The organism is Thermoplasmata archaeon (assembly GCA_035532555.1).
Lineage (GTDB): Archaea > Thermoplasmatota > Thermoplasmata > Lutacidiplasmatales > UBA184 > Lutacidiplasma.
In genome coordinates, this window is the sequence record DATKQS010000024.1 from 171032 (window position 1) to 195722 (window position 24691).

The 24691-nt window shown below is 67.1% G+C and carries 26 protein-coding genes; 20 read left to right on the plus strand and 6 right to left on the minus strand.

The features are described 5' to 3' along the window. Nucleotides 1–6: 6 nt before the first annotated feature. Nucleotides 7–180: a hypothetical protein gene (locus tag VMV28_07625; GenBank protein ID HUZ80466.1), complete on the plus strand. Its 174-nt coding sequence runs from the start codon at nucleotides 7–9 to the stop codon at nucleotides 178–180. 7 nt (nucleotides 181–187) lie between these two features. Here the strand turns inward: VMV28_07625 and VMV28_07630 are convergent, their stop codons facing one another. Both VMV28_07630 and VMV28_07635 read right to left on the minus strand, forming a co-directional pair. Beyond that, nucleotides 188–961 carry a PAC2 family protein gene (locus VMV28_07630; protein HUZ80467.1) on the minus strand — a complete coding sequence of 258 codons (774 nt, stop codon included), beginning with the start codon at nucleotides 959–961 and terminating at the stop codon, nucleotides 188–190. A 79-nt stretch (nucleotides 962–1040) separates the two neighbouring features. Then, complete coding sequence (locus VMV28_07635) at nucleotides 1041–2972, minus strand: M13 family metallopeptidase (protein ID HUZ80468.1); 1932 nt, start codon at nucleotides 2970–2972, stop codon at nucleotides 1041–1043. A 236-nt stretch (nucleotides 2973–3208) separates the two neighbouring features. On the opposite strand from VMV28_07635, the gene VMV28_07640 reads away from it, so the two are divergent. From VMV28_07640 to VMV28_07655, 4 genes are all read left to right on the plus strand, one after another. Next, entirely contained in the window at nucleotides 3209–4252 is a 1044-nt protein-coding gene (locus VMV28_07640; protein HUZ80469.1) for a flap structure-specific endonuclease, read from the plus strand. Further along, on the plus strand, nucleotides 4249–5724 hold the full coding sequence (ftcD, locus tag VMV28_07645) for a glutamate formimidoyltransferase (GenBank protein HUZ80470.1): 1476 nt from the start codon (nucleotides 4249–4251) through the stop codon (nucleotides 5722–5724). Before VMV28_07640 ends, ftcD begins: the two co-directional genes overlap by 4 nt. A gap of 8 nt (nucleotides 5725–5732) precedes the next feature. Continuing rightward, nucleotides 5733–6410 carry a dihydrofolate reductase family protein gene (locus VMV28_07650; protein HUZ80471.1) on the plus strand — a complete coding sequence of 226 codons (678 nt, stop codon included), beginning with the start codon at nucleotides 5733–5735 and terminating at the stop codon, nucleotides 6408–6410. A gap of 65 nt (nucleotides 6411–6475) precedes the next feature. Then, a complete protein-coding gene (locus VMV28_07655; GenBank protein ID HUZ80472.1) occupies nucleotides 6476–7480 on the plus strand; it encodes a fumarylacetoacetate hydrolase family protein in 1005 nt (334 codons plus the stop codon). Here VMV28_07655 and VMV28_07660 read toward each other — a convergent pair. The 3 genes from VMV28_07660 to VMV28_07670 are packed head-to-tail and all read right to left on the minus strand — an operon-like array spanning nucleotide 7416 to nucleotide 10029. Next, a complete protein-coding gene (locus tag VMV28_07660) occupies nucleotides 7416–8675 on the minus strand; it encodes a DNA primase small subunit domain-containing protein (protein HUZ80473.1) in 1260 nt (419 codons plus the stop codon). The genes VMV28_07655 and VMV28_07660 overlap by 65 nt on opposite strands. A 3-nt stretch (nucleotides 8676–8678) precedes the next feature. Beyond that, the gene (locus tag VMV28_07665) at nucleotides 8679–9248 is read right to left on the minus strand and encodes a KH domain-containing protein (GenBank protein HUZ80474.1); all 570 of its coding nucleotides are present in this window, start codon (nucleotides 9246–9248) and stop codon (nucleotides 8679–8681) included. A 1-nt stretch (nucleotide 9249) separates the two neighbouring features. After that, the gene (locus tag VMV28_07670; GenBank protein HUZ80475.1) at nucleotides 9250–10029 is read right to left on the minus strand and encodes an RIO1 family regulatory kinase/ATPase; all 780 of its coding nucleotides are present in this window, start codon (nucleotides 10027–10029) and stop codon (nucleotides 9250–9252) included. Between the two features lie 141 nt (nucleotides 10030–10170). Between VMV28_07670 and VMV28_07675 the strand changes: the two genes are divergently transcribed. From VMV28_07675 to VMV28_07690, 4 genes are all read left to right on the plus strand, one after another. Beyond that, nucleotides 10171–10749, plus strand: a complete 579-nt coding sequence (locus VMV28_07675; protein HUZ80476.1) for a hypothetical protein — start codon at nucleotides 10171–10173, stop codon at nucleotides 10747–10749. Between the two features lie 84 nt (nucleotides 10750–10833). Next, nucleotides 10834–11310, plus strand: coding sequence for an NfeD family protein (locus tag VMV28_07680; protein HUZ80477.1), 477 nt, complete (start codon nucleotides 10834–10836; stop codon nucleotides 11308–11310). Nucleotides 11311–11374: 64 nt separating this feature from the next. Next, nucleotides 11375–12556: an SPFH domain-containing protein gene (locus VMV28_07685; protein ID HUZ80478.1), complete on the plus strand. Its 1182-nt coding sequence runs from the start codon at nucleotides 11375–11377 to the stop codon at nucleotides 12554–12556. Nucleotides 12557–12621: 65 nt separating this feature from the next. Continuing rightward, entirely contained in the window at nucleotides 12622–13410 is a 789-nt protein-coding gene (locus VMV28_07690) for an enoyl-CoA hydratase-related protein (protein ID HUZ80479.1), read from the plus strand. 21 nt (nucleotides 13411–13431) lie between these two features. Here the strand turns inward: VMV28_07690 and VMV28_07695 are convergent, their stop codons facing one another. Next, a complete protein-coding gene (locus tag VMV28_07695; protein HUZ80480.1) occupies nucleotides 13432–14049 on the minus strand; it encodes a GNAT family protein in 618 nt (205 codons plus the stop codon). A 154-nt stretch (nucleotides 14050–14203) separates the two neighbouring features. Between VMV28_07695 and ndhC the strand changes: the two genes are divergently transcribed. Genes ndhC through VMV28_07750 form a run of 11 tightly spaced genes read left to right on the plus strand, consistent with a single transcriptional unit; the run spans nucleotide 14204 to nucleotide 24687 of the window. Next, nucleotides 14204–14569, plus strand: a complete 366-nt coding sequence (ndhC, locus tag VMV28_07700) for an NADH-quinone oxidoreductase subunit A (GenBank protein ID HUZ80481.1) — start codon at nucleotides 14204–14206, stop codon at nucleotides 14567–14569. Continuing rightward, the gene (locus VMV28_07705) at nucleotides 14566–15183 is read left to right on the plus strand and encodes an NADH-quinone oxidoreductase subunit B family protein (GenBank protein ID HUZ80482.1); all 618 of its coding nucleotides are present in this window, start codon (nucleotides 14566–14568) and stop codon (nucleotides 15181–15183) included. The genes ndhC and VMV28_07705 overlap by 4 nt, the downstream gene beginning before the upstream one ends. A 36-nt stretch (nucleotides 15184–15219) precedes the next feature. Then, nucleotides 15220–15696: an NADH-quinone oxidoreductase subunit C gene (locus VMV28_07710; GenBank protein ID HUZ80483.1), complete on the plus strand. Its 477-nt coding sequence runs from the start codon at nucleotides 15220–15222 to the stop codon at nucleotides 15694–15696. Then, nucleotides 15689–16834 carry an NADH-quinone oxidoreductase subunit D gene (locus tag VMV28_07715; protein HUZ80484.1) on the plus strand — a complete coding sequence of 382 codons (1146 nt, stop codon included), beginning with the start codon at nucleotides 15689–15691 and terminating at the stop codon, nucleotides 16832–16834. The genes VMV28_07710 and VMV28_07715 overlap by 8 nt, the downstream gene beginning before the upstream one ends. A gap of 15 nt (nucleotides 16835–16849) precedes the next feature. Beyond that, nucleotides 16850–17977, plus strand: a complete 1128-nt coding sequence (locus VMV28_07720; GenBank protein HUZ80485.1) for a complex I subunit 1 family protein — start codon at nucleotides 16850–16852, stop codon at nucleotides 17975–17977. Nucleotides 17978–17991: 14 nt separating this feature from the next. Next, nucleotides 17992–18771: a 4Fe-4S binding protein gene (locus tag VMV28_07725; protein ID HUZ80486.1), complete on the plus strand. Its 780-nt coding sequence runs from the start codon at nucleotides 17992–17994 to the stop codon at nucleotides 18769–18771. Further along, nucleotides 18768–19256, plus strand: coding sequence for an NADH-quinone oxidoreductase subunit J (locus VMV28_07730; protein HUZ80487.1), 489 nt, complete (start codon nucleotides 18768–18770; stop codon nucleotides 19254–19256). The genes VMV28_07725 and VMV28_07730 overlap by 4 nt, the downstream gene beginning before the upstream one ends. After that, nucleotides 19257–19586 carry an NADH-quinone oxidoreductase subunit NuoK gene (nuoK, locus tag VMV28_07735; GenBank protein ID HUZ80488.1) on the plus strand — a complete coding sequence of 110 codons (330 nt, stop codon included), beginning with the start codon at nucleotides 19257–19259 and terminating at the stop codon, nucleotides 19584–19586. 12 nt (nucleotides 19587–19598) lie between these two features. Then, entirely contained in the window at nucleotides 19599–21596 is a 1998-nt protein-coding gene (nuoL, locus tag VMV28_07740; GenBank protein ID HUZ80489.1) for an NADH-quinone oxidoreductase subunit L, read from the plus strand. After that, the gene (locus VMV28_07745) at nucleotides 21597–23081 is read left to right on the plus strand and encodes an NADH-quinone oxidoreductase subunit M (GenBank protein HUZ80490.1); all 1485 of its coding nucleotides are present in this window, start codon (nucleotides 21597–21599) and stop codon (nucleotides 23079–23081) included. A gap of 13 nt (nucleotides 23082–23094) precedes the next feature. Further along, nucleotides 23095–24687 (plus strand): NADH-quinone oxidoreductase subunit N, encoded by a 1593-nt coding sequence (locus VMV28_07750; GenBank protein ID HUZ80491.1) that lies wholly within the window; start codon nucleotides 23095–23097, stop codon nucleotides 24685–24687. Nucleotides 24688–24691: the final 4 nt, after the last annotated feature.

A 24691-nucleotide genomic window follows, 5' to 3' on the forward strand; every position in this document is an offset into this window, starting at 1 on the left:
CGCGCGATGGACGGCAAGCTCCTGACCCTCATCCTGCTCATCCTCGTGCCCGCCGCCCTCATCGGGGTGACAATCGTCTACTTCGGCTCGAACCCGCTATCGATCGTCGGACTGTTCGTCGTGATGATCGCGGGATCGTTCTACCTGCTCTCCTACACCGAGGCATTCGTCTCGGAGTAGTTCGCCCCTACCGGTACATCTCCGGCGATATCGGAGGCTTCGTTCCCTCTTCGCCTTGGCCCGCATGACCCTTCATCGCGGCGCGCAGAGCCTTCTCGATCCCCTCGGCCTGTGCCCGGAGCGGCCCGGTGTCGATGTGGATCTCGGGGAGGATCCGATCGACCGCTTCGATCAGCGTCGCTCCCGCCCGGTGGTCCGGGTACCCCTCACCGGCGCGGGCACTGACCAGCAGCACCGCGACCGGCAGCGGGCCCCCGATCCCCTGGACCAGGAGCGAGCCCGATACGCCTCCGATGATCCCCTCTTCGAGGGGAAGCACGCCGCTGGGCGCGAACGCGCGCAGGATGCCCGCATCGGGTCGCGAGATCGCGGCCCAGACCGTCTCCTCCGGCGGTTCCGTATCCTCGTCGGTATCGCCCTCCGGATGCGGGATGACCCCCTCGAGGCCGAGGATCCAACGGGCCTTCCGCTCCGCGGCACCCTCCATGATCGTGCTGGCGAGCGCGGTGGCCTGAGAAGGAGTGGGCGGAAACTCCGAGACGACGACGGCGAAGTCCTTGCGCCCGTACACACGGATCGGGGGATGGACCTGTCCGCCCTGGACGACCGCGATCGGCATCATATCCGGAGCTTCGAAGCGGCCGATCCGAGGAAGCTTGAGGGTGCGGATCATGTACAGCGCCGCGACCGTGGTCGCGAGGCCCGCGCTCGGGAAGCAGGAGATCACCACAGCTCCCGGCTGGAGCGGGGAGTTCGGTTCGTCGGTCCAGCGGAAGACCATGGAGAACCTCGTCTCCCACCAGCGACTGTGGGGATTTAGACCTGACCCCTGCCGCCGACGGTCGATCCGCCCTCGGCCGCTACCAGATCGCGACGCGACGATCGTCCGGGCGGCGCATCGGGGCGCCCGGGGCGACCCCGAAGGCGGTCCAGAACTCCGGGAGGTTCGAGACGGGTCCGATGGCACGGAACCGACCGGGGGAGTGGGGATCGATGGTGAGACGCCGACGGAGCTCCGCCTCGCGCACGTTCGAGCGCCAGATCTGCGCGTAGGCGATGAAGAATCGCTGGGACGGCGTCAGGCCGTCGATCTTCACATCGGGGGTGCGCCCATCGGCAAGGCGTCGTTGCAGGGCCTCGTAGGCGATGCCCACCCCTCCGAGGTCGGCGATGTTCTCCCCGGCGGTCAGCTCTCCGTTGACGTGGGTGCCCGGAAGCGGCTCGAACTCACCGTACTGGTCGATGATCCGCTGGGCCCGGTGCTGGAACTCGGCCGAATCAGCCGCATCCCACCAATCCCGCATGTTCCCGTCGGCGTCGTACTTGCGGCCCTGGTCGTCGTAGCCGTGCGTGATCTCGTGCCCGATGACCACGCCGATGCCTCCGTAGTTCACGGCATCGTCCATCGCCGGGTCGAAGAACGGGGGCTGGAGGATGCCGGCCGGGAAGACGATCTCGTTGAGCGTGGGGTCGAAGTAGGCGTTGACGGTCGGCGGCGTCATCTGCCACTCGCTCCGGTCCACCGGCATGCCCACCCGAACAATCATCCGCTGGATCTCAAAGGCCGCCGCGCGCCGGATGTTTCCCACGTAGTCCCGGCGGGAGATCCGCACGCGGGAGTAATCCCGAAAGCGCTCGGGGTGGCCGATCTTCGTGGTGAACCGATCGAACTTGGTGCGGGCGCGCCGGCGGGTCTCTTCGGTCATCCAGGGGACGCGTTCGAGGCGCTCGCGGAACACCTCCCGCAGGTCCTTCACGAGATCGGCCATCCGCTGCCGTGCGGTGGGCGGGAAGTACCGTTGCACGTAGACCCGGCCGAGCGCCTCGCCGAGGCCGTCGTCGACCACCATCGCCGCTCTCTTCCAGTCGGGCTCGGGCTGTTCTTGGCCGAGGAGGCGACGGTGGAAGAAGTCGAAGTCTTCGGCATCCATGGCCGCGTGCAGGTACGGCGCGCTCGCGTGGAGGAGGTGCCAGCGGAGGTAGACCTTCCACTCGGCGATGGAGTGCGTGCGCAGGGCCCGGTTCACCGCGTCGAAGAACTCCGGCTGACCCACCACCAGGTACGGTGCCTGGCCTGCGCCGCGCATGGACAGGTACTCCTTCCACCGAAGCGACGGGGTTCGTCCGATGAGCTCCTGTGGAGTCGTCCGGTTGTAGTTCTTTTCCGGATCCCGCAGTGCGGTGCGCGACCGGCTCGCTTTCGCGAGCTCGGTCTCGATGCGAAGAACGGTCCGGGCAGCGGCCGCGGCACGGGCCTTGGGCTCCCCCCACAGGCCGAGCAATTTCGAGATGTGGGCGATGTAGGCTCGCCGCACGGGGGCGAACTCCCTCTTGAGATAGTAGTCGCGATCCGGGAGCGAGAGACCCCCCTGCATGAGATAGAGCGCGTAGATCGAACTGTTCTTCTCGTCGGGCGCGACGGCGGTGCGGAAGAGTCCCGGGATCCCTTGACGGTGGAGTTCCGCGAGCGCCGACACGAGGTCGCGCGTGGAGGAAACGACCCGGATCCGCTCGCTCTCGCGTGCGATCGGTCGGAATGCGAGCTTCTCCCGCTGGGCGGCGTCCATCGCGGAGGCGAAGAAGTCGCCGACCTGCGCGCGCGGCGTGCGGGCCGATCCCCTCCGCCCGCTCGAGGCCTGCTCCAGGATCCCGCGAACCTGTTGGAGGTTCCGCTCGAACAATTCGTCGAATGCGCTCCACCGGGACTTGTCCGCGGGCACGGGGTTCCGATCGAGCCACTGTCCGGTGGCGAACCGGTAGAAGTCCTTGCACGGGTCCGCCGACCGGTCCATGTAGTCTGCGGAAAATCGGGGCACCCGATCATTGGGCGGAGCGGAAGTCGGGGACGAACGTTCCGGCGCTCGGGGCAGGACAGCCGTTGGGGGCGTGCGGGTAGCCATCGTAGCCAACTCCGGGGGACCGTCAGCGGCCCTCCCTTGATGAAGGCTCGCCCGGTACGTTGCGCTCCGAACCCCGCCTCCCGCCGCCCGCGGTTAACCCCAAGTACTGGGCGCCACTCTCAGCGTTCGTGGGGCTCCCGTTCAAAGATATTGTTCACGCGGAGCAGCTCCCCTGGAGCGCGCTCGCGGGCCGGACGGTCGCGGTGGATGGCTACAACGCGATCTACCAGTTCCTCGCGACCGTGCGTCAGGCGGACGGCGAACCGTTCTCCGACTCCCGTGGCCGGCCCACGAGCCACCTGATGGGTGTCTTCTACCGGACGACCGCATTGCTGGGAGAGGGCGTCCGTCCCGTGTGGGTGTTCGATGGCCGGCCCCCGGACCTGAAGGCCGGGACGCTACGGTCGCGCTTCCGCGCAAAGGAACGGGCCGAGGAGCAGCGCCAGGAAGCCCTCGCCGCCGGCGATCTACAGACCGCCCGGCGCAAGGCCGCTCAGACCTCACGCCTTACCCCCACCATGGCCGAAGAAGCGATCGATCTGCTCGGTTCGCTCGGCATCCCGACGGTCCGGGCCCCGAGCGAGGGCGAGGCTCAGGCGGCGCGGATGGCGGCCACCGGGGTGGTCTGGGCCTCCGCCTCCGAGGATTACGACGGTCTCCTGTTCGGTGCGCCTCGGCTCGTCCGGGGGCTCGCCGCGCGTCGCTCGAAGGGGGTCGATGCCGGCGCCCAGTTGATCGACCGGGACCGGCTACTGGCGACGCTGGGAATCGATGGTGACGAACTGATCCTGGTCGGCATCATCGTGGGCACGGACTTCAACGAAGGCGCCGCGGGCTACGGTCCGAAGAAGGCCCTGAGGCTCGTCCAAGAGCACCTCGGGTGGGATGCGACGCTCGCCCGCGTCGGGATCGACCCGAAGGAGGGGGCGGACGTGGGCGAGATCTTCCGCCACCCCGACACGGTCGATATCCCCGTGCCCGAGTTCCGGCCGATCGATGACGCGGCCGTCCTACGCCGGTTGGTAGACGATCACGGCTTCTCGGAGGAACGCGTCCGTTCCGCGATCGACCGTGCGCGGCGCGGCCTTCGCGTCGCACCGCGACCGACGCCTGCGGTGACCGCCCGAGGGCGCCAGACGATGCTCGATGGATTCGAGGGAGCCGCGGTATGACGCCCTTCGAGTGCGTCCCGAACTTTTCCGAGGGGCGCGACGAATCGAAGATACGGCGGATCGCGGACGCCGCCCGGATGGTCCCGGGCGTGGCGGTGCTCGATGTGGAGTGGAACGCGGATCACAACCGGTGCGTCATCACCCTCGTCGGAGAAGGCGAGGGCCTCATGGACGCGGTGATGGGTATGATGACGGTCGCCACCGAGGTGATCGATCTGACGCACCACACCGGAGAGCATCCCCGGATGGGCGCCACGGACGTGGTCCCGTTCGTGCCCCTCGGAGGGGCCACGGTCGAGGAGGCGGTGCGCCTCGCCGAGCGTCTGGGCGAGCGCGTCTGGAAGGAACTAGGGATTCCCGTCTACTTCTACGGTTCGGCGGCCCGACGACCGGAGCGCGCGGATCTTCCCGCGGTCCGCAAGGGCGGGTTCGAGGGGATACGAGAGGAGATCGGCAAGAACCCGGACCGTGCCCCGGACGTCGGGGAGCCCCGGGTCCACCCCACCGCCGGAGCCGTGGCGATCGGAGCTCGGCCGGTCCTGATCGCGTTCAACGCGTACCTCACGACGCCCGACGTCGGCATCGCGAAGAAGATCGCCAAAGCCGTCCGCTCTCGGGACGGCGGGCTGGCAGAGGTCCGTGCGCTGGGATTCGAGATCAAGGAGCGCAATCGCGCGCAGGTCTCCATGAACCTCACGGACTATCGCAAGACCCCGATCCACCGGGCGCTCGAGCAGGTGCGGCGCGAGGCGGAACGTTTCGGTGTGGGCGTCGAGGAGTCGGAGATCGTCGGGGTGGTTCCCGAGGACGCTCTCTTCGACGCGGCGGAGTTCTATCTCCAGTTGAACCGGTTCGATCGCTCCACCATCCTCGAGCGGAAGGTCCGGGCGGTCTCCTCGGACGCGCCGGGTGCGGAATCCCTCGCGTCATTCTCGGCCCGTCTCGCGGCGCGTACGGCGACCCCGGGAGGGGGGAGCGCCTCGGCGGCGGCCGGCGCGTTGGGCGCCGCCCTCGGGGAGATGGTCCTCTCCTATTCGATCCTACCGGCGGCGCCCGATGCCGAGCTCGTGTCCGTCCGGCGGGAGTGCATCACGGCCCGGGCCGACTTCCTGCGCGGGATCGAGGAGGACGCGCGAGCGTACGATGCCGTCCGCGCGGCTCGCAGGTCCCTGAAGGAACATCCGGAGGACCCCGCCCTGAAGGACGCCTACGTCGCGGCGGTACGAGCGGCCGCCCACGTCCCGCTCGAGACCGCTCGCCGCGCCCATGCGATCGCGCAGCGCCTGCATGCGGTGCAACCCCGCACCAAGGCCGCCCTGGCGAGCGACATCGTCACGGCGCTCGCTCTCCTGCGTGCCGCAACGGAGGGAGCCCTCGAGAACGTGACCATCAACCTCATCGACCTGAAGAGCGCCGGGGACGCCACCGGGCCGATCGAAACCGAGGTCGCTCGCTTGCGGCTCCCCGTGTAGGGCATCGGATGACGCTCCCCCGGCCGCTCGTTTGGGTCAACTGCGCCGCCTCCGCCGACGGACGTCTCGCCTTCGACCGTGGAGCGCGCGCGCGCCTATCCGGTCCAGAGGACCTCGCCCGTGTGCAGCGCCTCCGGGCGGAGTCGGACGGCATCGTGATCGGCGTCGGGACCGCGATCGCGGATGATCCGTCCCTGCGCGTCCACTGGGAGCTGTTGGACGGCGCGCCGGGAAGCCCTCCGGCACGCATCGTGCTCGATTCGGCCGGACGCCTTCCGGCGACCTCCCGTCTCCTCGATGGAAGTCTCCCGACGATCATCGCGACGAGCGAGCGGTGCGCGCGACAGTACCCGGCCCACGTTACGACGATCGTTGCGGGCGCCGAGCGCGTGGACCTCGAGCGGCTCTATCCGGAGCTCCACGCGCGGGGCCACCGTCGCCTCCTAGTGGAGGGGGGGGCGCGAGTACTCGCGAGCGCGCTCAAGCCGGGCCTCTTCGACCGGTTCACGATTTACATCGCGCCCTTGATCATCGGCGAGCACGAGGCTCCGCCGGTCGTATCGGGCCCGGCGGCGCGCCGGATGGAGGACGTCCTTCCGCTCGACCTCCTCGCGGTCGATCGTCTCGGGGCCGGCTACGTCGCCTCGTACGGCCCGCCTCGCGCGGCCCCGCCGCTTCCACCGTGAGGGAGGGCACACCCCGTCGCACGCCTTATCCGCTATCGGCGTTCGACCCGCCCGAGGTCCCGCTCATGAAGCTCGTGCACTTTTCGCTCGCCGACCAGTTCCACTTCGGGATGCTGACCGACTCGAACGAGTACATCGATCTCGACACCGCGTGCCGCGATTACTACGGTGTGAACCCGGTCAAGGGCGCCGACCCGAGCCGCTTCCGCGACATGCAGTCGTTCTTCGCAGGCGGCGCGGAGTCGGTCGAGATCACGAAGAAGATCATCGATTACATCGATCGCCGTCGCAAGGCCGGGTGGACCCCGCGGGCCGCGACCGGCGCCCGCTTCCTGTTCAAGCCGGAGGAGGGCGTGAAGCTCCTCGCCCCGGTCGTGCGCGGGGTGAAGATCTATTGTCTCGCGTCCAACTCCAAGAGCCACGTCGCCGAGCAAGGGAAACCGCTCCCGGCCCGGCCGTACGTGTTCACCCGCTTCTTCAATAGCCTGGTCGGCCCCAGCGAGCCGCTCGTCCTGAACCCGGCCGGGACGTTCCCCGACGTCGAGCTCGAGCTCGCCATCGTGATCGGTCAGCGCGGCAAGCACATCTCGGCGTCCGAGGCGATGAACTACGTGGCGGGCTACACGATCGTGCTCGACATGGGCTACCGCGACCTGCAGTACCCGAGCGAGGGCGTCGTCGACTGGGTGATGGGCAAAGGGTTCGACGCAACGATGGCGGTCGGTCCCTGGATCGTCCCGAAGGAAGAGATGGGGAACCCGTACCCGCTCGTCATGGAGCTGAAGGTCGGGGGCGTCGTGCGGCAGGGCGGCGACACCAACGACTACATCTTCCGCATTCCCGAGATCATCGAGCACCTCTCCCGCGGCATCACCCTCGAGCCGGGGGATCTCATCTCCCTCGGCACGCTCGCGGGAAGCCCGGGCTTCGAGTTCGGCAAGGAGAGCCGACGCCTCCAGGCCGGGGATCAGGTCGAGGCCGCGATCGAGCGCATCGGCCGGCTCGTCATCCCGGTGAAGGCGGAAGCTCCGCCTCCCCCCGCAACACCAGGAACAGCGCCGTCGGCGTGAAGAGCTCCTCGGACGCGCCGGGCGTGCCGCGCACGCCCTCCGGGAACGGGTAGTCAACGACCGTCGTGAACGTCACGCGCTGGCGTTCCTCACCGGTCGAACGCAGCGGCGCGTCGCGGAACGGATCGAACGCGTCGAGCGTCTCGCGGGTCAACGGTAGAACACGGAATCCCGTACCACCGTGCAGCGATCGCGGTAGGCGGATGAGCCGATGGATGTCCGTCGTGACGGGAGCATCCGTCTCGCCCTCGACCCGGATCGCCGCCCGAGCGAGCACGGCGTCCCAGAACTCCTTGGGAAGATCCTTGTCGAAGACATCGAGGCTGAGGCTCGTCCGGACCCTCCGGCTTCCGCCCTCCTCGACGAACATCCGGGCAAGCCGCTTCGCGCGCGCCGGGCCCATCCCGAGGGCCGCGATCTCCTTCGCGGTCTCGTCGACCCCGATCGCTTCCCAGTGCGCGAGCAGATCGAGGACCGCGCGCGTCGTCCGGCCCTTCCAACCCGGAGCGTCGGCAGGCGCGAGCTGGCGGACCTTGCCCGGAAGGTGGCCCGGGGCCCCCGTCTCATCGGGGGAGGCGTCGGACGGGGTCCACGAGCTTGGGCCTCCCGCGGACCTCGCCGTGACCGCGTCGTGGGGATCGAACCCGGAACCCACGAGGTAATCGACCAGCTCGCGCCGCTCCGGGCTCGTGAGACTGAGGAACGCTTCGTTCCGGACGTGGACGTGGTACCCGCGACCGCCGGAGAAGACGAGCGACGCGTCCGCGGGATCGATGCCGAAATCCCCGAACAGGAAGTCGTCGACGAGTTCGCGCAGTTTCACCTTGACCCGCGCGAGCTGGCCGGCGTAATCGAGGTGCTCGGCCCCCCGGAGGTGATCCGAATCCAGATCGAAGATAAGGTCCGCCCCGAGCCACTCCTTCGCCGCCATGGTCGGCTCGGAAGGTTTGCGGTAGTACGCCGTGGAATAGTAGACGTGGCGCGGGACCTCACGGGGGAGCCAGGCTCGATACTCCTCCACCGTCCGGAAGGCCTCGTGCCGGCGCATGAGCGTCTCGGTCGAGAACGGGAAGGCCGCGAACTCGCGGCGCGCGAACCGGTACGGTGGCTCGACCACTGTCTCGGCGTAGTACCGGGCGAACTGTCGCCGAGCCCACGCGAGCGCAGGTCCGTCGAGCGCGACCGTCTTCGCCACGACTCACCCCGCGAGCTCGTCATCGTCCAGCGGGTCGAGCGCTTCCGCGGCCAGGTCGTCGCGGCGCAGGCGAGCGAGGAGGTGGAAGACGGTGGAGTGCTCGCTGCCGCGCAGGAGCAGCTCGACCGCGCGCGTCGCGCGCTCCATCTGCGCTTCCTCGCCGATGAGGGAGACGGTCGCTCCGTAGACGCTCACCGAACAGCCCGAGAGCTCCTCGATGCGGGCCCGCGCGCGACCGTCCGTGCCGATCAGGCGCGATCGGATGCGACGCAGCGCCCCCTTCGCGCGCTTCCCGGTCTCGAACTTGATGTCCAGGATGGTGAGGACCGTGCCTTCTTTGGTGAGGCGGAGCGCGCGCGGAGGAGAGAATCCCCGTCCGACCGCCAGCACCACGTCCCGTCCCATCATCGCGTGCTCGGGCTCGGTGTCGGGGGAGGTAATCCGGACCTGCCCCTCGTCCTCGATCGTGATGCTCGCCCCGGTCCGACGGGCGATCTCGCGCTTGGTCTGACCACCGGGGCCGATGAGGACCCCGATCCGGTCGTCGGGAATGCGGGCGTAGAGCGTCGGCATGTTACGAGCGCTTCCCCACGTGGTCGGCCCCGATCGCGTGGAGGAACTCCTCCTTCGTGACCTTGAAATCGAGCCCCTTGAAGAACTTCACGAAGTTCGCGATGTCGCGATCGAGGAGACGGCGCGCCTCGGGATGGTCCGCCGGGATCGCCTGGGCCACGTCGATGAGGACGCACTTGCCCTCCCAGTAGAGGACGTTCCACGGGGAGAGGTCGCCGTGCACCAGCCGCCCGGGCCGGATCATCAGGCTGAGCTGAGCCACCAGGTCCTCGTACAGGGCCGCCGGGTCGTCGACCGTGGCGTCCCGCAGTCGCGGGGCCGCACCTCCGTCGGTCCCGATGAACTCCATCACGAGCACGTTGCGGAAGTGGACGTACGGCTTGGGCACGCGCACCCCCGCGGCGGTGAGCTGGCCGAGGATCGTATGCTCGCGACGGGTCCAGGCGCTGATCAATCCTGCAAAGTTGCCGACGCTCGTCTCCCGCCCAAGCTGTTCCAGGGTGTAGGGAGGCAGGTGCCGGAACGTCGTGTTGCCGATGCGGTAGACCTTCACAGCGCGGTACTCACTACCCTTCGTCGCCCGGAAGACGCCGCCTTCCTTGCCCGTGGAGATCGGGTAGTCCACCGTGTCGAACGCTCCGCGGTGCATGAGCCGGGAGACCGCAAGGAGCGTGGCGTGGTCGAAGAACTCGTCCAGGACCTTGCGGTCCTGCGACTCCTTGCGCCGGTCTTCGAAACGCTCTTTGCGGCGGGGGAAGGCCATCTCCTGAGGATTGGTCATGATGCGCGGCCGCCACCGCGCGAGGCATGATAGGTTGTCGGGAGTTCCTGGAGGGTGCCTCCGGCGAGCCGCTCGCCCGCCCCAGTAGGTGGTTCCTCCGTAACCACCGCTATATCAGGGATGGGCGACGTTGTTCAGGCGATGTCGATCCTGCCGCTCGCCCCGGGCACACCCCGGGTGGGGTCACCGGGCGTAGGCCCCGAACCGCCTGCATTCCCGCACGAGCCTCGGCCGTTCACCCTTGCCGTCACGCTCGACCGCCCCGCCGACTTCGACGCCGTCTTCCGGGTCGTGCGGGGAGCGGTCCACTACGTGCTCGGACAGGAGCGCCCGGGCCTCGGCCTCGCGCTATCGAACCTCCCACCCGCGGTCGGCGCGTACTGGCAGGTCGCCGGGAACGTGATCGTGATGAACGAAGGGCTCCTTCGGGCGATGCGGGAGCACGCGACCTCGACTCGGGAGTTCAACTCCTTCGTCTACGTGATCCTCGCCCACGAATACCTGCACTCCATCGGCTACATCGACGAACGCTCGGTTCGGCAGGTGACGGCGCGGGTGACGCGCACCGCCTTCGGACCGGATCATCCGGCCACCCACATGGCCGAAGGCGACCTCTGGCAAATGTACCCTTTCCTCTCGTACGCCGCCGGAGGGGACGGGAGCCGGATCCGCATCGTTCCCCGGTTCGATCTCGCGAGCACCCAGACCTACATCCGCTAGCGACTCGGGGCGCGCCGGCGCCTGGGACCTCCGGTCAATCCTTATGGGCAGCCGACGGTTCGATGTCGCGGAGCCGCATCCGTGGTGGACGACACGATAGGGATCATCCTCCTGGTCGCGGGGATCATCCTGCTCGCGGCGGAGCTGATCCACCCCGGAGCGCTGCTGCTGATCCCGGCATCGGTCCTCTTGATGGCGGGGTTCCTGTGGATCTTCCTTCCGAACGCCCTTCTCGACAGCGATTTTGGCATCATCCTGATCATCGTGGCCGCCGTCGCGGGGGCCCTGCTTGAGATTCCCTATTACAGGTGGGTGGCGCCCGTTCATGCTCCCATGTCGACCACGGTCGGAACGCTGGTCGGTCAGGAAGGCGTGATCATCGCCCCGGTGCTCCCGGACACTCTCCGCGGTAAGGTCCGCATCGGTTCGGAGGTCTGGTCCGCCCGCGCCGACGTGGCGATCGCTCCGGGGACCCACGTCCGGGTGGTCGGAGGCTCGGGCGTGTCGGTGTCGGTGGAAGTCATCGCATCGGTCTCGGAACCGTCGGGAGTACCCCCATGACCGGTATCGAAACAGTTAGCTTCGCCCGTTCGCTGGGCCGGTGGCGCGTGGAGGGTTGATTCCGATGGATTACACGGGTCTGATCGTCGGGGTCGTCATCGCGCTGTTCGTACTCCTCGTTCTTCTGGCCCGGATGATCTACACGATCCAACCGTACCAGCAGGGGATCGTCACCCTGCTCGGATCCTACAAGCGCATCATCAACCCCGGGTTCAACATCGTCAGCCCGCTCGCCACCGTCCTCAAGATCGACCTGCGAACGCAGGTCCTCGAGGTCCCCCGTCAGGAAGTGATCACGAAGGACAACTCGCCCACGAACGTCGACGCGATCATCTACATCAAGGTCGTCGACGCGCCGAAGGCGATCTTCCAGGTACAGAACTACCACCTCGCTACCGTCGCGCTCGCGCAGACCACGCTCCGGTCCGTGATCGGCGACATGGAACTCGATGAGATCCTGTACAACCGCGAGCGGATCAACACCCGGCTGCGCGACATCCTCGACGAGGCGACGGACCGCTGGGGCGTCCGGGTCGAGGCGGTCGAGATCAAGGAAGTCGACCCGGTCGGCCCGGTTAAGACGGCGATGGAGGAACAGACCTCCGCCGAACGCCAGCGACGCGCGGCCGTTCTGCGCGCCGACGGAGAGAAGCGCTCGGCGATCCTGGTCTCCGAGGGTCAGAAGCGCTCCCGCATCCTGCAAGCGGAAGGCGTGCGGCAGTCCGCCATCCTCGAGGCCGAGGGCCAGCGGGTGGCTACGATCCTTCAGGCGCAGGGAGAGGCCCAGCGCTTGCGCATCCTCGCTCTCGGCGCGACCGCGCTCGATGCGAAGGCCCTCACGGTGCTCTCGCTCGACACCCTACAGCGGGTGGGCGATGGTCAGGCCACCAAGATCCTCTTCCCCTTCGAGTTCACGCGCCTGATGGAGGGCGCCTCGGAGTACCTCGGCGCCGGGCGGCAAACCCCCGACCGCCCACTCAACTCGATGGAGGACCTCGAGAAACACATCGGAACGATGGACAGCATCCTCGGGCCGATCCCACGACAGGAAGAACTCCTGACGGAGATCCAATCGATCGAGGACGAGATCAAGGCGGAGTCCGCCGAGTCGACCCGGATGGTGGCTCCCTTCGGCCACAGCGCGAAGACCCCGACGCCGGATCTGCCGGGCGCCGACGACATCGCACCGGTACCGCCCCCCACCCCTCCAAAGAAGGCTCCCCCGACGTCGACCGAGCGGCCGTAGGACTTCCGGCCCGTCGTCCCCGATGGGCCTATATGGGCCGGAGCCCCGAAGGGACCGGGACGAGTATGGAGCCGATCCGAGCCGGGCGCGACGGGGCCGTCTTCACGATCACGATCAACCGGCCCGAGCGGCGCAACGCGCTCGATGTCCTGTCGATGACCTCGCTGCGCGAAGCGCTCCAGCGCGCGAGCCTCGACACCGCCGCCCGGGTCGTGGTGCTGACCGGAGCCGGTGACTCGTTCAGCGCGGGCGGAGACGTGTCCGTCATGGAGGAAGCGCGGGCCACCGGAACGCTCCCGAAGCTGTTCCACGAACTCACGGCCGAGATGGAGCACGCCATCCGCGAGATCGTCAGCATGCCGAAGCCGGTGCTCGCGTCCCTGCCGGGCGTGGCGGCCGGCGGTGGTCTATCCCTCGCGCTCGCGGCCGATTGGCGCATCGCGAGCGACTCCGCCGTCCTAGTGCCGGCGTTCTCCCAGCTCGGGGCGGTCCCGGACGGCGGACTGACCTACTTCCTTCCCCACTACCTCGGTATCGGGCTCGCTCAACAGATGTTGTTCTCGAACGCGCGCATCCCGGCCGCGCGGGCGCTCGAGCTCGGGCTCGTCCACGAAGTGCTCGCGCCCGGGGCTCTGGAGCAGCGTCGCATCGAACGGGCGGACGAACTCGCCCGCGGACCGACGTTCGCCTACGGATGGACCAAGCGGCTTCTCCATTCGGCATTCACCGAACGCATCGAGGGGCAGATGGCGCTCGAGCGCCGAGGCGCGGTCGAGGCGGCCCGCGGGCCGGAGCTCGCCGAGGGCATCCGCGCGTTCCGCGAGAAGCGCCCGCCGAAGTTCCCGTCGCAGTAGCGTTCGCGGGACCGCCGAGCCTCAGGCGGGAGTCGGCCAGGGACGGGCCAGTTTCTCTTCCAGGCTCCGGCGCACGGCCGGCCACTCGGACTCGAGGATGCTGTAGAGCACGGAAGAGCGCCACACGCCGTCCGGCATGAGCACGTCCTCGCGCATCTGGCCCTCCCGGACCGCTCCCAGCCGCTCGATGGCCCGCTGCGAGCGTACGTTCCGCGCATCGGTCTGGAGCTGGACCCGGTGGACGTGCTCGACGTCGAAGGCATGGTGGAGGAGCAGGTACTTCGCCTCGGTGTTCAGAGGGGTCCGCCAGTAGGCGGGATCGTACCAGGTCCCACCGATCTCTACGCCACGACTTTCCCGATCGACCCGTAGGAACCGGGTCATCCCGACCGGCTCGTGGCCGGGCAACCGCCGGACCGTGAAGCAGAGATCGGTACCCGCTCGTTGACGCTCGAGCAGTACTCCGATCTGAGCGGTCATCGCAGAAAGCGTCGTCGCGGCGCCGGATCGGATGTACGTCCAAACCTTCGGATCTCGACCGGCTTCCGAGAGCGCCGGGGCGTGTTCGGTCTGGAGTGGGACCAGCTCCAGGTGCTTCCCGACCAGCGCGAGCGGCGGCCGGAACTCCGGTTCACGCATACGAACGCCATCAGGATGCCCGGAAGATAACGGGGTCCGGTCCCCGTCAGCCCCGCGGCAGGAAATCGGCCCGTTCGCCCGAACCCGGGTCAGGCCTTAAATAACGAAATGGGGTCCAACGGAACAGAGGCCGACCGGAAGGAGGGCAGCACGGATGGACGCGGGACTGGACACTTTCCTCGTCTTCGCCGGCATCGCGGCCGCCTTCGGCATCGGCTCGATCTTCGCGAACCGCATGCTCGGGGCGAAGCGACGGCGCTCCTACCTTCAGCTCACGACGTACGAATGCGGCGAGGAGGCCGAGGGTGAGGCGCAGATCGACTTCCCCACCCAGCACTACGCTTTCGCGATCGTGTTCGTCGCGGTCGACGTGATCGGGTTCATTCTCGCGCTGTGGGCGCTGACGTTCCGGGGCGTCAACTCCTCCTGGTACCCCGCCTTCATCGCCTTCGGGTTCGCAATTCTGGCGATCATCGGCATCTACTACGCGCTCAGCGGCGAGCGCCGGTGGGTCGTATGAGCGCGGCTCCCGAGAACGTCCCTCGACCGCTGGCTCCCGCCCCCGCCATGCCGTCCTCGGTCCTTCCGATGGCCGACGCGGCCCCCGCCGTTCCGTTCCTTGAGATTGAGGCGCTCCGCGCCCAGCAGTTTATCCCCGCCGCGAAGGAGGCCCTCGGCGCCATGATCGCGGAGCAAGGCCGGGACAAGCTGACCCGGCCCATCTTCAACTGGGCCGGACGGAACTCGCTCTTCCCACTCCACTGGGGCCTCGCCTGCTGCGCGATCGAGTTCGCGGCGGCGTTCGGCGCCCGCTGGGATGCGGAGCGCTTCGGGGTCGTGCCGCGCTCGTCTCCGCGCCAGTGCGACCTCATGATCGTCAACGGGACCGTGACGTGGAAGGTGGCGCACAAGCTCGTCACGCTCTACGAGCAGATGCCCGAGCCGAAGTGGGTCATCGCGATGGGCAACTGCGCCACCGGCGGTGGCCCGTTCCGGACGGCGTACTCGGTCGTGCCTGGCGTCGACAAGCTCGTCCCCGTGGACCTCTACATCGCCGGGTGCCCGCCGCGCCCGGAGGCGATGCTCGATGGGATCTTGAAGCTCGAACAGCTCATTCGGGAGCGAAAGGAGTAGTCCCGCTCGGGACTCCGCGGGCGCTGTAGGGGAGGTATGGCAGCGGAGGAGTGGGCTCAGGAACTCGCTCGTCACCTCGGCGACCGGATGCTCTCGCTCATCCCGTTTGCCCGGACGCTCGGCCGAGTGAAGTTCCGCCCGGAGGCGGCGCTGGAGGTCTTCCGCGCGGTGCACGACGACCTCGGCTTCGACCATCTGTCGATGGTCGGCGGCATCGATTGGGTGGACCACCGCGAGGTCATCTACACGGTCTGGTCCGATCGCCGCGTCGCTTACCTGTTCTTGTCGGCCGACCTGGTCGGAGACGCCCCGCACATCGAAACCGCGAGCGCGGTGTGGCCCGGCGCGAACTGGCACGAACGAGAGACCTGGGAGCTCGTCGGGATCCAGTTCGACCACCACCCGGACCTGCGCCACCTCTTGATGCCGGATGGGTACGCGTTCAACCCGCTGCTCCGCTCCTTCAAGCTTCACGAGCCAGAGGAACTGGAGGTGAAGACGCGCCATGTCTGAGATGTGGATCAACATGGGGCCCCAGCACCCCATGACGCATGGCCTGTGGAATCTCCGCGTGAAGATCGACGGGGAGCAGGTCCTGGACGTCGACCCCGAGATGGGATACCTGCATCGAGGGATCGAGAAGATCAGCGAGGATCGTCACTACAACGAAGTGATCACCCTGATGGATCGTTGCTGCTACGTCGCCGGACTGTCCTGGGAGCACCTGTACGTCCTCGCGGCGGAGCAGGCGCTCCACGTCGAGCCGCCCGAGCGCGCCGAGTACATCCGCGTGATGAGCGACGAGTTCCAGCGGATCGGTTCCCACGTGATGTGGTACGCCGCCTTTGTCCAGGACATCGGGCTGATGACGCCGTTCCTCTATGGGATGCGGGACCGCGATCTCGTCCTCGATCTCTTCCAGAGCTACACGGGCGCCCGGATGACATGCGAGTACATGCGGGTCGGCGGAGTTCGCAACGATCTGCCTCCGGGGTTCATCGGCGAGGCGCGCAAGGTCTGCGACTGGCTCATGGACCGCTTCGTCGAGTACGACCAGCTCTGCCTCAACTCCGACATCTTCCACAAGCGCTGCGACGGCCTCGGCGTGATGAACGCGCGGGCCTGCATCGATCACGGGATCACCGGTCCGATGCTCCGAAGCGCGGGCGTCCGCCGCGACCTGAGGAAGGACCGGCCCTACTCGGCGTACGACCGGCTCGAGTTCGATGTCGCCCTCGCGGAGGCGGGGGACGTGACGGCGCGCTACCTCGTACGGATGGAGGAGATGCGCCAGTCGATCCGAATCATCCGCCAGACGCTCGACTGGCTCGAGCACCACCCGGGGCCGGTGCTGGCGCAGGAGCTTCCCCGCTGGCTCGGAGCGCCGTACGCTCCCGTCGGCCGGGAGGGTTACCTGCTCAAGCGCAACTATCCGAAGGGGCTCGGCTTCTCCGCGATCGAGGAGCCGCACGGCGAGGCGCTCGCCTACGTGGTGAACGAAGGATCCGAGCACCCCTATCGCGTAAAGTTCCGCTCGCCCGTGTTCGCCAACGTCAGCGCGGCCCGGCAGTACCTGGTCGGCTACCGGGTCGCCGACATCCCCCCCATCATGGGCAGCGTCGACGTCTGCGTCGGGGAAGTCGACCGGTAGGAGGGCGCACGATCGATGACCACTTCGCTGCTTTCCGTCTCCACCGCTCTCTCGTCGATCCTGCTCAACGGCGTGGGATCGATCTTTCCGGCGCCGATCCAGGGTTGGCTGACGAACGGGAACACGATCGATGCGCTGGGGATCCTGATCTTCGGGGTCATCCTGCTCGCCGCGAGCATGCTCAACACGATCTTCCTGATCTGGTGGGAGCGCAAGCTCCTCGGGCGGTTCATGGACCGGCGCGGCGCGATGCACGTCGGCTACGCCGGGCTCCTGCAGAACTTCGCGGACGGGTTCAAACTGTTCCGCAAGGACACCGTGCGCCCCCGGGACGCGGATTCGATGGGGTTCTTCGTCGGCCCGACCGCCTACCTCGTCACGAGCCTCGTCATCTTCGCCATCCTCCCCATCTCCACGGGATGGAATTCCGGGAATCTCCCCCTGAGCCTCCTGCTCGCGATCACGATCTTCTCCTTCGCGCCGCTCTTCATCTTCATCAGCGCCTGGTCGAGCAACAACAAGTACTCGCTGATCGGCGGGATGCGCTCCGCCGCGCAGATGATCGCTTACGAGGTCCCGATCCTCCTCGCGATCGTCGCCGTCGTCATCGTTTCCGGCACGTTCAGCCTCGACACGATCGTCGCCGAACAGCAGAACTACTGGTACTGGGGACCGCTCTTCCTCGCGATGGTCGTCTTCGTCGCCGGAATGCTCGCCGAGATGGAACGGATCCCGTTCGATCTCCCCGAGGCCGAGGCGGAGCTGGTCGAGGGTTGGAACACCGAGTACGGCGGGATGATGTTTGCGTACTTCATGCTCACCGACTACGTTCGAGTCCTCCTCGGATGCTTCCTCATCGTCCTGCTCTTCCTCGGCGGCTGGACGATGCCGAGCTGGGTGCCGAGCGCCTGGACGAGCTTCCCGCTCGCGGGCATCTTCTGGTTCATGCTCAAGGCCTACGCGGTGTTCACCGTCTTCGTCTGGATCCGAGCCTCGCTGCCTCGCGTGCGCACCGACCAGCTCCTCCGTGTGGGCTGGAACCGCATGATCCCGCTCAGCCTCGTTTCGATCGTGCTCGCGGCGGGACTCGTCCTCGCCAAGTGCATCCCGGTCTTCGGTTGCCTCCCGAACCTGGGGGGATGAGCAGGCAACGATCCATGGCGGGTGCACAGGCCGAGGAGAAAACGAAGCCGAGCCGGTCGATCCTGTGGGTCGCCCGGCCGATGCTCACGGCGGCCCGTCAGTTCGGTCGCAGCCTCATCCGGCCGAGCACGATCGTCTACCCGTTCGAGCGCCTCGAGGACCCGAAGTTCCGCGACCGCGTCGGGGTCGGCTCCGGCATGCCCATCGGGGTCGGGCACATCTGGGACAACTACCGAGGCGTGCACGCGCTGAACATCGCCACGTGCATCAGCTGCAACCTGTGCGCGTTCAGCTGCCCGGATCTGTGCATCGACATGGTCACGGTCCCCGGTGGGGACCCGAAGCACCCGAAGAAGAGCCCCCAGATCGACTACGGAAAGTGCAGCTACTGCGGCTTCTGCTCGGACGCCTGCCCCGAGGGCTGCCTCACGATGACCACGCGCTACGAGCTGTCGGTCACCAAGCGCGCGGAGATGGTCTACTCCCCCCAGAAGCTCCAGGAAGTCTTCGAGCGAAAGCTTCCGATGAATCCGGTCCGCGTCGAGCGGCCGGCGAACGAGGACGCGATCCTGCTCGAACCGCCGCTGTGCATCGGATGCAACGCATGCGCGCGGGACTGCCCCACCAATTGCATCACCATGCTCGATATCCCGAAGGCCGAGCCGAAGCCCGGGGAGAAGGTCGCGAAGCGGATCTGGAAGGAGCCGGTCGTTAACGATTCCGACTGCGTGCGCTGCGGTACCTGCATCAGCGTCTGCCCGAAGGAATGCCTGTTCTGGGGGACTCGCACGTGAGCCCCGAGGAACTGGCGTTCCTCGCCCTCGCCTTGATCGCGATTGTCACGGGCACGCTGGCCCTGCTCGTGCGCGAATTGATCCACACGATCGTCTGGATCGGGGTGTTCTTCGTCGACCTCGCCGCGCTCTACTTCCTCCTCCTCGCCCCCTTCCTGGGGGTCCTCCAGCTCGGCGTGTACGCCGGCGCGGTGACGATCCTGCTCCTGTTCGGTATCATGGTCACGCGCAAGCGGATCTTCTCCCGGGAGGCCGCGACCGGGATCACGGCGGTTCCGGTGGCGCTCGCCGTCGTGGCGTTCATCTTCCTGCTGATCGCCTTACCCGAGTTCCCCCAAGGTGAGCTCACCGTCCGTTCCTACGACCCGTCCCTCCTCTCCCAGAACCTCTTCGGCCCCGGGGGGCCGTGGCTCCTCCTTCTCGGTCTCGTGATGCTCAGCGCGCTGATCGGCGCGATCTACCTCGTACGGGAGGGTCGCGAATAGATGACGACGCTCGCGATCACCGGGTTCCTCGCTCTGTCCTTCGCGCTCTTCGCGATCGCGATCTTCGGGATCCTCACGCGTCGGAACTTCATCCTGCTCCTGGTCTCGCTGGAGATCGGGATGAACGCCGCGATCCTGAACTTCGTCTACTTCGCCGCGCTGGCGCCCGTGAACGCGGGATCGACGAGCGGGCTATCCGGTCAGTCGATCGCGGTCGTGCTGATCGGCTTCGCCGCGACCGAGATCGCGGTGGGACTCGCGATCGTGCTCGCGCTCAACCGTTCGAAGGGATCGATCAACGTCGCCGACTCGACCACCCTGAGGAACTGAGGAGGAGTCTCGATGGACCTATCGATCCTGTTCGGCTGGGCGTTCCTCGTACCGCTCCTTCCGGCACTCGCCTTCGTGATCATCGGGGTCCTGGGCAAGCACCTCGGACGGTTCGAGCACGGAGGCTGGATCGCGGTCCTTCTCTCGGGAGCGGCGATGGTGCTCGGGGTCCTCATCGCGGTCGGCGAGATGCTGAACCCGAACTCGTACACCGACGTCAGCTACACCTGGTTCCACGTCGGCGCCTCCGGACCGTTCGCCAACGGGGTCTCCTTCGTCGTGGGGACGCTCGTCGATCCGATCTCGGCGTTGATGCTCATCGTGGTCACGGTCGTCGGATTCCTCGTGATGCTGTACTCCGTAGGGTACATGCACCACGACGAGGGTCTCCCTCGGTACTACGCGCTGCTCTCGCTGTTCCTGACGGCGATGCTCGGCGTGGTCCTCTCCGACAACCTGCTCGAGTTCTTCCTGTTCTGGGAGCTCGTCGGCGTTTGCTCGTACTTCCTCATCGGGTTCTACTGGCGCAAGCCGAGCGCCTCGAGCGCGGCGAAGGAGGCGTTCCTGGTCACGCGGATCGGCGACGTGATGTTCCTCCTCGGAATTTTCATCTACTTCTCGGTCTACGCGATGACCGGCCCGAACGGCGGCTGGGCCGCGAACGGTTTCCTGTTCGTCCACGGGAGTACGTCGTTCATCCCGATCGGCGCCCCGGGGAGCAGCACGCTGCTCACCGTCGCGGGTCTCATGTTGCTGGGCGGAGCCGCCGGCAAGAGCGCCCAGTTCCCCCTCGATGTGTGGCTCCCGGACGCGATGGAAGGCCCCACGACCGTCTCCGCGCTCATCCACGCTGCGACGATGGTCGCCGCCGGCGTCTATCTGCTGGTCGTGGGGAGCATCTTCCTCGGAGGGTACACCTCGACCGTCCTGTTCGCGATCGTGGCGGTCGGAGGGTTCACCACCTTCTACGCGGCCACCATGGCCGTCGTCAATACCGACATCAAACGGGTGATCGCGTACTCGACGATCAGTCAGCTCGGCTACATGGTCCTCGCCGTCGGAGCCGGCTTCGCCATGGTCGGCCTGTATCAACTGTTCACGCACGCGTTCTTCAAGGCGCTCTTGTTCCTTGCCGCGGGCGCCATCATCCACACGATCGTCACGCAGGACCTGTTCCGGATGGGCGGTCTTGCGAAGAAGATGCGCTACACGTCGATCGCGTTCTTAATCGGCGCGCTCGCGCTCTCGGGGATCCCGCCGTTCGCCGGGTTCTGGAGCAAGGACGACGTCCTGGCGTCGGTGTATAGCCAGCTCGGGGCGCACCCGGAGTACTGGCCGTTCTTCATCCTGGCCTTCGTAACGGTCTTCCTGACGGCCTACTACATCTTCCGGGTCTACTTCCTCGCCTTCTCCGGCGAACGCACCCGAGATGCCAGCCTGCCCGCGGCGCACGAGGTCCCCTGGGTGATGCTGGTACCGATGATGGTCCTTGCCGGGTTCGCGGTCGTCGCCGGACTCTTCGTCTTCGTCCCGAGCTTCGGGTCGCTGTTCACGGGGATCCCCGGCCTTGCGACCAACGTGCCCCCATCGTACGGACCGACCGACCTCCTCCTCTCGGCGATCTCGGTGACGCTGGCCGGCGCCGGGATCCTCCTCGCGTGGGTTCTCTGGGGCAACGGCCGCGTCTACGAGCTCAGGGCGAGCTCGCCCGCCCACTCGATCCGCAACCTCCTCCTCGCCCGGTACCACGTCAAGGCGGCCTACGATTGGGTCGGGATGGTCGGCATGTACACGGTCGCCCGGGCCGCCGATTTCTTCGACCGGTTCGTCATCGACGGTGCCGTGAAGGGGTTCGAACGCTCGTTCCGCTCGATGAGCGACGGGATGCGTCGGATCCAGACCGGGCTCGTCTCCGACTACGCCGCGTATGTCGTCGCCGGGGTCATCGCGGTGTTCGTTCTCCTGCTGTTCGTCGCGCCGTACCTCGCGTCGTTGTTCGGAGGTGGCTAGATGGATTTCTCGACCCTCCCGATCATACCGATCACCCTCGGCACGCTGGCGGCCGGCACGGTGCTCACCTTCGCGAGCGGTCGGTGGGCCCGCTGGGTGGCGCTCGCGACCTCGGTCGTCTTCCTCCTCGAGATCGGCCTGATGTTCCTCGGCTACACGAGCTGGCCGGGCCGGTCGAGCTCGCTGGTCCCGCAGTTCGGGGAGTACCAGTCGTATCCATGGATCAGCCTGTCCTGGCTGCAGATCAACTTCACGGTCGGGATCGACGGGATCTCGCTGATCCTGATCCTGCTGACGGGGTTCCTCCAGATCGCGACGGTCGTGTACACCTGGAACGAGACGAAGCGCCCCTCCGCCTGGTTCGGCCTCGTCCTGATGACGTGCCTCGGGAGCTTCGGGGTCTTTGTCTCGCTCGACATCCTCCTGTTCTTCCTGTTCTGGGAGACCGTGCTCGTCCCGATGTTCTTCATCATCGGGTACTGGGGCGGCCCCAACCGCCGGTACGCCGCGCTCAAATTCTTCGTGTACACCCACGTCGCATCGATCGTCATGCTCATCGGTCTGCTGGCCCTCGTCTTTTACTCCGGGGCCAGCTCGTTCGACTTCTCCTCGATCTACGCCGCGGCCCAGGGTCTCACAGGGATCGTCCCGGTGGTGCTCTTCCTCTCGCTGTTCTTCGGCTTCGGCGTCAAGTTCCCGATCGTACCGTTCCACACCTGGCTGCCCGACGCGCATGTCGAGGCTCCCACGGGAGGCTCGGTCCTGCTCGCCGGGCTGTTGCTCAAGCTCGGAGGCTACGGGCTGATCCGGTGGGCGGTGATCATCCTACCGACCACGCTGACCCAGGTCGATCCGATCCTGTTCTTCGTCGCGTTCCTGTCGATCGTTTGGGGAGCCGTGCTCTCGCTCTCCCAGCGCGATCTCAAGCGGATGATCGCGTACTCGTCGATCAACCACATGGGGATCGTCCTCCTCGCGATCTCCCTGAACTCCGCGCTCGGGCTCACGGCCGCGGTGCTGCTCATGTTCGCGCACGGCGTTGTCAGCGCGCTCCTGTTCATGGGGGCGGGGACGTTCCACCATACCTACGGGACGCGCGACATCCCGAGCGTCGGGGGCATCAACTCGCGCACGCCGATCCTCGCCTCGTTGATCATGATCGGGAGCTTAGCGTCGCTCGGGTTACCCGCGTTGATCAGCTTCCCCGCCGAGTTCGCGGCCCTGCTCGCCACGTGGGACGGGCTCACGTACCTCGTGCTGATCCCGCTCATCGGGCTCGTCGTCACCGCGGCGTTCTACATCTGGATGATGCAGCGCGTGCTGTTCGGTCCTCCGAAAGGGATCCCGAACGACGCGCACGACGTCCCGCCGGCCGAAGGGCTCGGGATGGGCATGCTCGCGGCGCTCACCGTCATCTTCGGGGTACTGCCGTTCCTGCTCGTGAACGTGATCACGATGTCGCCGATCACGGGGTGGCACGGATGAACGGAGGCGGTCGATGACCTTCGCGGATTTCGCGCTGCCGTTCCTCCCGGAGATCCTCGTCCTGGTGGGCGTTCTCCTCGTGCTCATCCTCGACGTCCTCGGCGTCAAGCGGATCGAGGTGTTCGGGTCGATCACGGTCGGGGCGACGCTCCTTGCGCTCCTGTTCGTGATCGCCGATCTAGGGTTCCTTCCGTTCGCCGCGCTCTCCACGGTGCCGGCGGGCCAGATTGACATCTCGCTCGCCGTCGTGGGAACTCCGTTATACTCGTTCACGAGCCTCGGGTTCGTCTTCCAGGCGATCTTCCTCTCGGCGACCCTCCTCGTGAGCCTCGCCTCGATGAGCCGACCGAGCTACGAGAAGGGCGCCGCGGTCTTCTACGCGCTCGTTGGGATGGCCACGCTCGGGATGCTCCTCGTGGGCATCGCCTCCGACCTGATCTTCCTGCTCCTCGCGATCGAGGTGACGGCGATCTCGACGTACCTCCTCGTCGGGTACACGCGCCGCGACCCCCGCTCCCTCGAGGCCGCGATGAAGTTCTACGTCATCGGCGCGCTCTCGACCGTGATCAGCTTCTTCGGAGCGTCACTGCTCTTCGGCGCGTATGGATCGACGAACCTGTACTACATCCGGAGCGTTGGTGGCGCGGTCGGATACCCCACGCTGATCCTCCTCGGATACGGTCTTTTGATCGCCGGGCTCGCGTTCAAGGTCACGTTGGTCCCCTTCCACGCCTGGGCTGTCGACGTGTACGACGGCGCTCCGTCGGACGTCTCGGCGTTCCTCGCGGGCGGCACGAAGAAGATCGGGCTGTTCGCGTTCTTCCTGGTCTTCTTGGGGCCGGTGCTGTTCTTCACGACCACGGGCACCAGCAATCCGTTCAACGCCGGAGTGCTGAACACGGGGCCGATCTTCCAGATCGTGCTGGGGGTGCTCGCCGTCGTGACGATGACCGTGGGCAACGTGCTCGCGCTGATGCAGAAGGAGATGAAGCGAATGCTCGCCTATTCCTCGATCAGCCAGGTCGGCTACATGATGATCGGCATTGTGATCGCCACCTCGCCGGCGATCGCCGGGGCCACGCTGCAGATCTTCTCGCACACGTTCATGAAGACCGGGGCCTTCCTCGTCGTCGCCGCGGTCGCGAGCCTCGGGATCGGCCCACTCATCTCCGACTGGAAGGGGCTCGGCCAGCGCCGGCCGTGGCTGAGCGTCGCCTTCGCGCTGATCCTCCTGAGCCTCGCGGGCGTTCCGCTCACGGTCGGCTTCGTGTCGAAGTTCGTGCTGTTCAGCTCGGCGGTCCAGGCGCAAGGCTACTTCATCTGGCTCGCGGTCGCCGGTCTGCTCAACAGCGCGATCTCCGTGTTCTACTATGGGCGAGTGCTGAAGGTGATGTTCTTCGACGCTCCAGATCCCGTGGTGGAAGTCCCGGCGGCGGGCCCGACCGCGCCGGCGCCCGAGCGCATCCCCGTGGGCGGGCTCGGGTACGCCCGCGCGAGCACGATCGCCCTCATCGCCGTCGTCATCGTCACCTTCGGCATCTTCCCTCAGGTGATCCTCGGACCGATCCAGAGCGCCGCGCAGCACTTCCTCATCGCCGGACCGTGAGCCC

Excerpts from the sequence above, each read along its gene's own strand:
- VMV28_07625 (HUZ80466.1), top strand. The coding sequence starts at position 7 with ATGGACGGCAAGCTCCTGACCCTCATCCTGCTCATCCTCGTGCCCGCC.
- VMV28_07630 (HUZ80467.1), bottom strand. The coding sequence starts at position 961 with ATGGTCTTCCGCTGGACCGACGAACCGAACTCCCCGCTCCAGCCGGGA.
- VMV28_07635 (HUZ80468.1), bottom strand. The coding sequence starts at position 2,972 with ATGGACCGGTCGGCGGACCCGTGCAAGGACTTCTACCGGTTCGCCACC.
- ftcD (HUZ80470.1), top strand. The coding sequence starts at position 4,249 with ATGACGCCCTTCGAGTGCGTCCCGAACTTTTCCGAGGGGCGCGACGAA.
- VMV28_07650 (HUZ80471.1), top strand. The coding sequence starts at position 5,733 with ATGACGCTCCCCCGGCCGCTCGTTTGGGTCAACTGCGCCGCCTCCGCC.
- VMV28_07655 (HUZ80472.1), top strand. The coding sequence starts at position 6,476 with ATGAAGCTCGTGCACTTTTCGCTCGCCGACCAGTTCCACTTCGGGATG.
- VMV28_07665 (HUZ80474.1), bottom strand. The coding sequence starts at position 9,248 with ATGCCGACGCTCTACGCCCGCATTCCCGACGACCGGATCGGGGTCCTC.
- VMV28_07670 (HUZ80475.1), bottom strand. The coding sequence starts at position 10,029 with ATGACCAATCCTCAGGAGATGGCCTTCCCCCGCCGCAAAGAGCGTTTC.
- VMV28_07675 (HUZ80476.1), top strand. The coding sequence starts at position 10,171 with ATGTCGATCCTGCCGCTCGCCCCGGGCACACCCCGGGTGGGGTCACCG.
- VMV28_07685 (HUZ80478.1), top strand. The coding sequence starts at position 11,375 with ATGGATTACACGGGTCTGATCGTCGGGGTCGTCATCGCGCTGTTCGTA.
- VMV28_07690 (HUZ80479.1), top strand. The coding sequence starts at position 12,622 with ATGGAGCCGATCCGAGCCGGGCGCGACGGGGCCGTCTTCACGATCACG.
- VMV28_07695 (HUZ80480.1), bottom strand. The coding sequence starts at position 14,049 with ATGCGTGAACCGGAGTTCCGGCCGCCGCTCGCGCTGGTCGGGAAGCAC.
- ndhC (HUZ80481.1), top strand. The coding sequence starts at position 14,204 with ATGGACGCGGGACTGGACACTTTCCTCGTCTTCGCCGGCATCGCGGCC.
- VMV28_07705 (HUZ80482.1), top strand. The coding sequence starts at position 14,566 with ATGAGCGCGGCTCCCGAGAACGTCCCTCGACCGCTGGCTCCCGCCCCC.
- VMV28_07710 (HUZ80483.1), top strand. The coding sequence starts at position 15,220 with ATGGCAGCGGAGGAGTGGGCTCAGGAACTCGCTCGTCACCTCGGCGAC.
- VMV28_07715 (HUZ80484.1), top strand. The coding sequence starts at position 15,689 with ATGTCTGAGATGTGGATCAACATGGGGCCCCAGCACCCCATGACGCAT.
- VMV28_07720 (HUZ80485.1), top strand. The coding sequence starts at position 16,850 with ATGACCACTTCGCTGCTTTCCGTCTCCACCGCTCTCTCGTCGATCCTG.
- VMV28_07725 (HUZ80486.1), top strand. The coding sequence starts at position 17,992 with ATGGCGGGTGCACAGGCCGAGGAGAAAACGAAGCCGAGCCGGTCGATC.
- nuoK (HUZ80488.1), top strand. The coding sequence starts at position 19,257 with ATGACGACGCTCGCGATCACCGGGTTCCTCGCTCTGTCCTTCGCGCTC.
- nuoL (HUZ80489.1), top strand. The coding sequence starts at position 19,599 with ATGGACCTATCGATCCTGTTCGGCTGGGCGTTCCTCGTACCGCTCCTT.
- VMV28_07745 (HUZ80490.1), top strand. The coding sequence starts at position 21,597 with ATGGATTTCTCGACCCTCCCGATCATACCGATCACCCTCGGCACGCTG.
- VMV28_07750 (HUZ80491.1), top strand. The coding sequence starts at position 23,095 with ATGACCTTCGCGGATTTCGCGCTGCCGTTCCTCCCGGAGATCCTCGTC.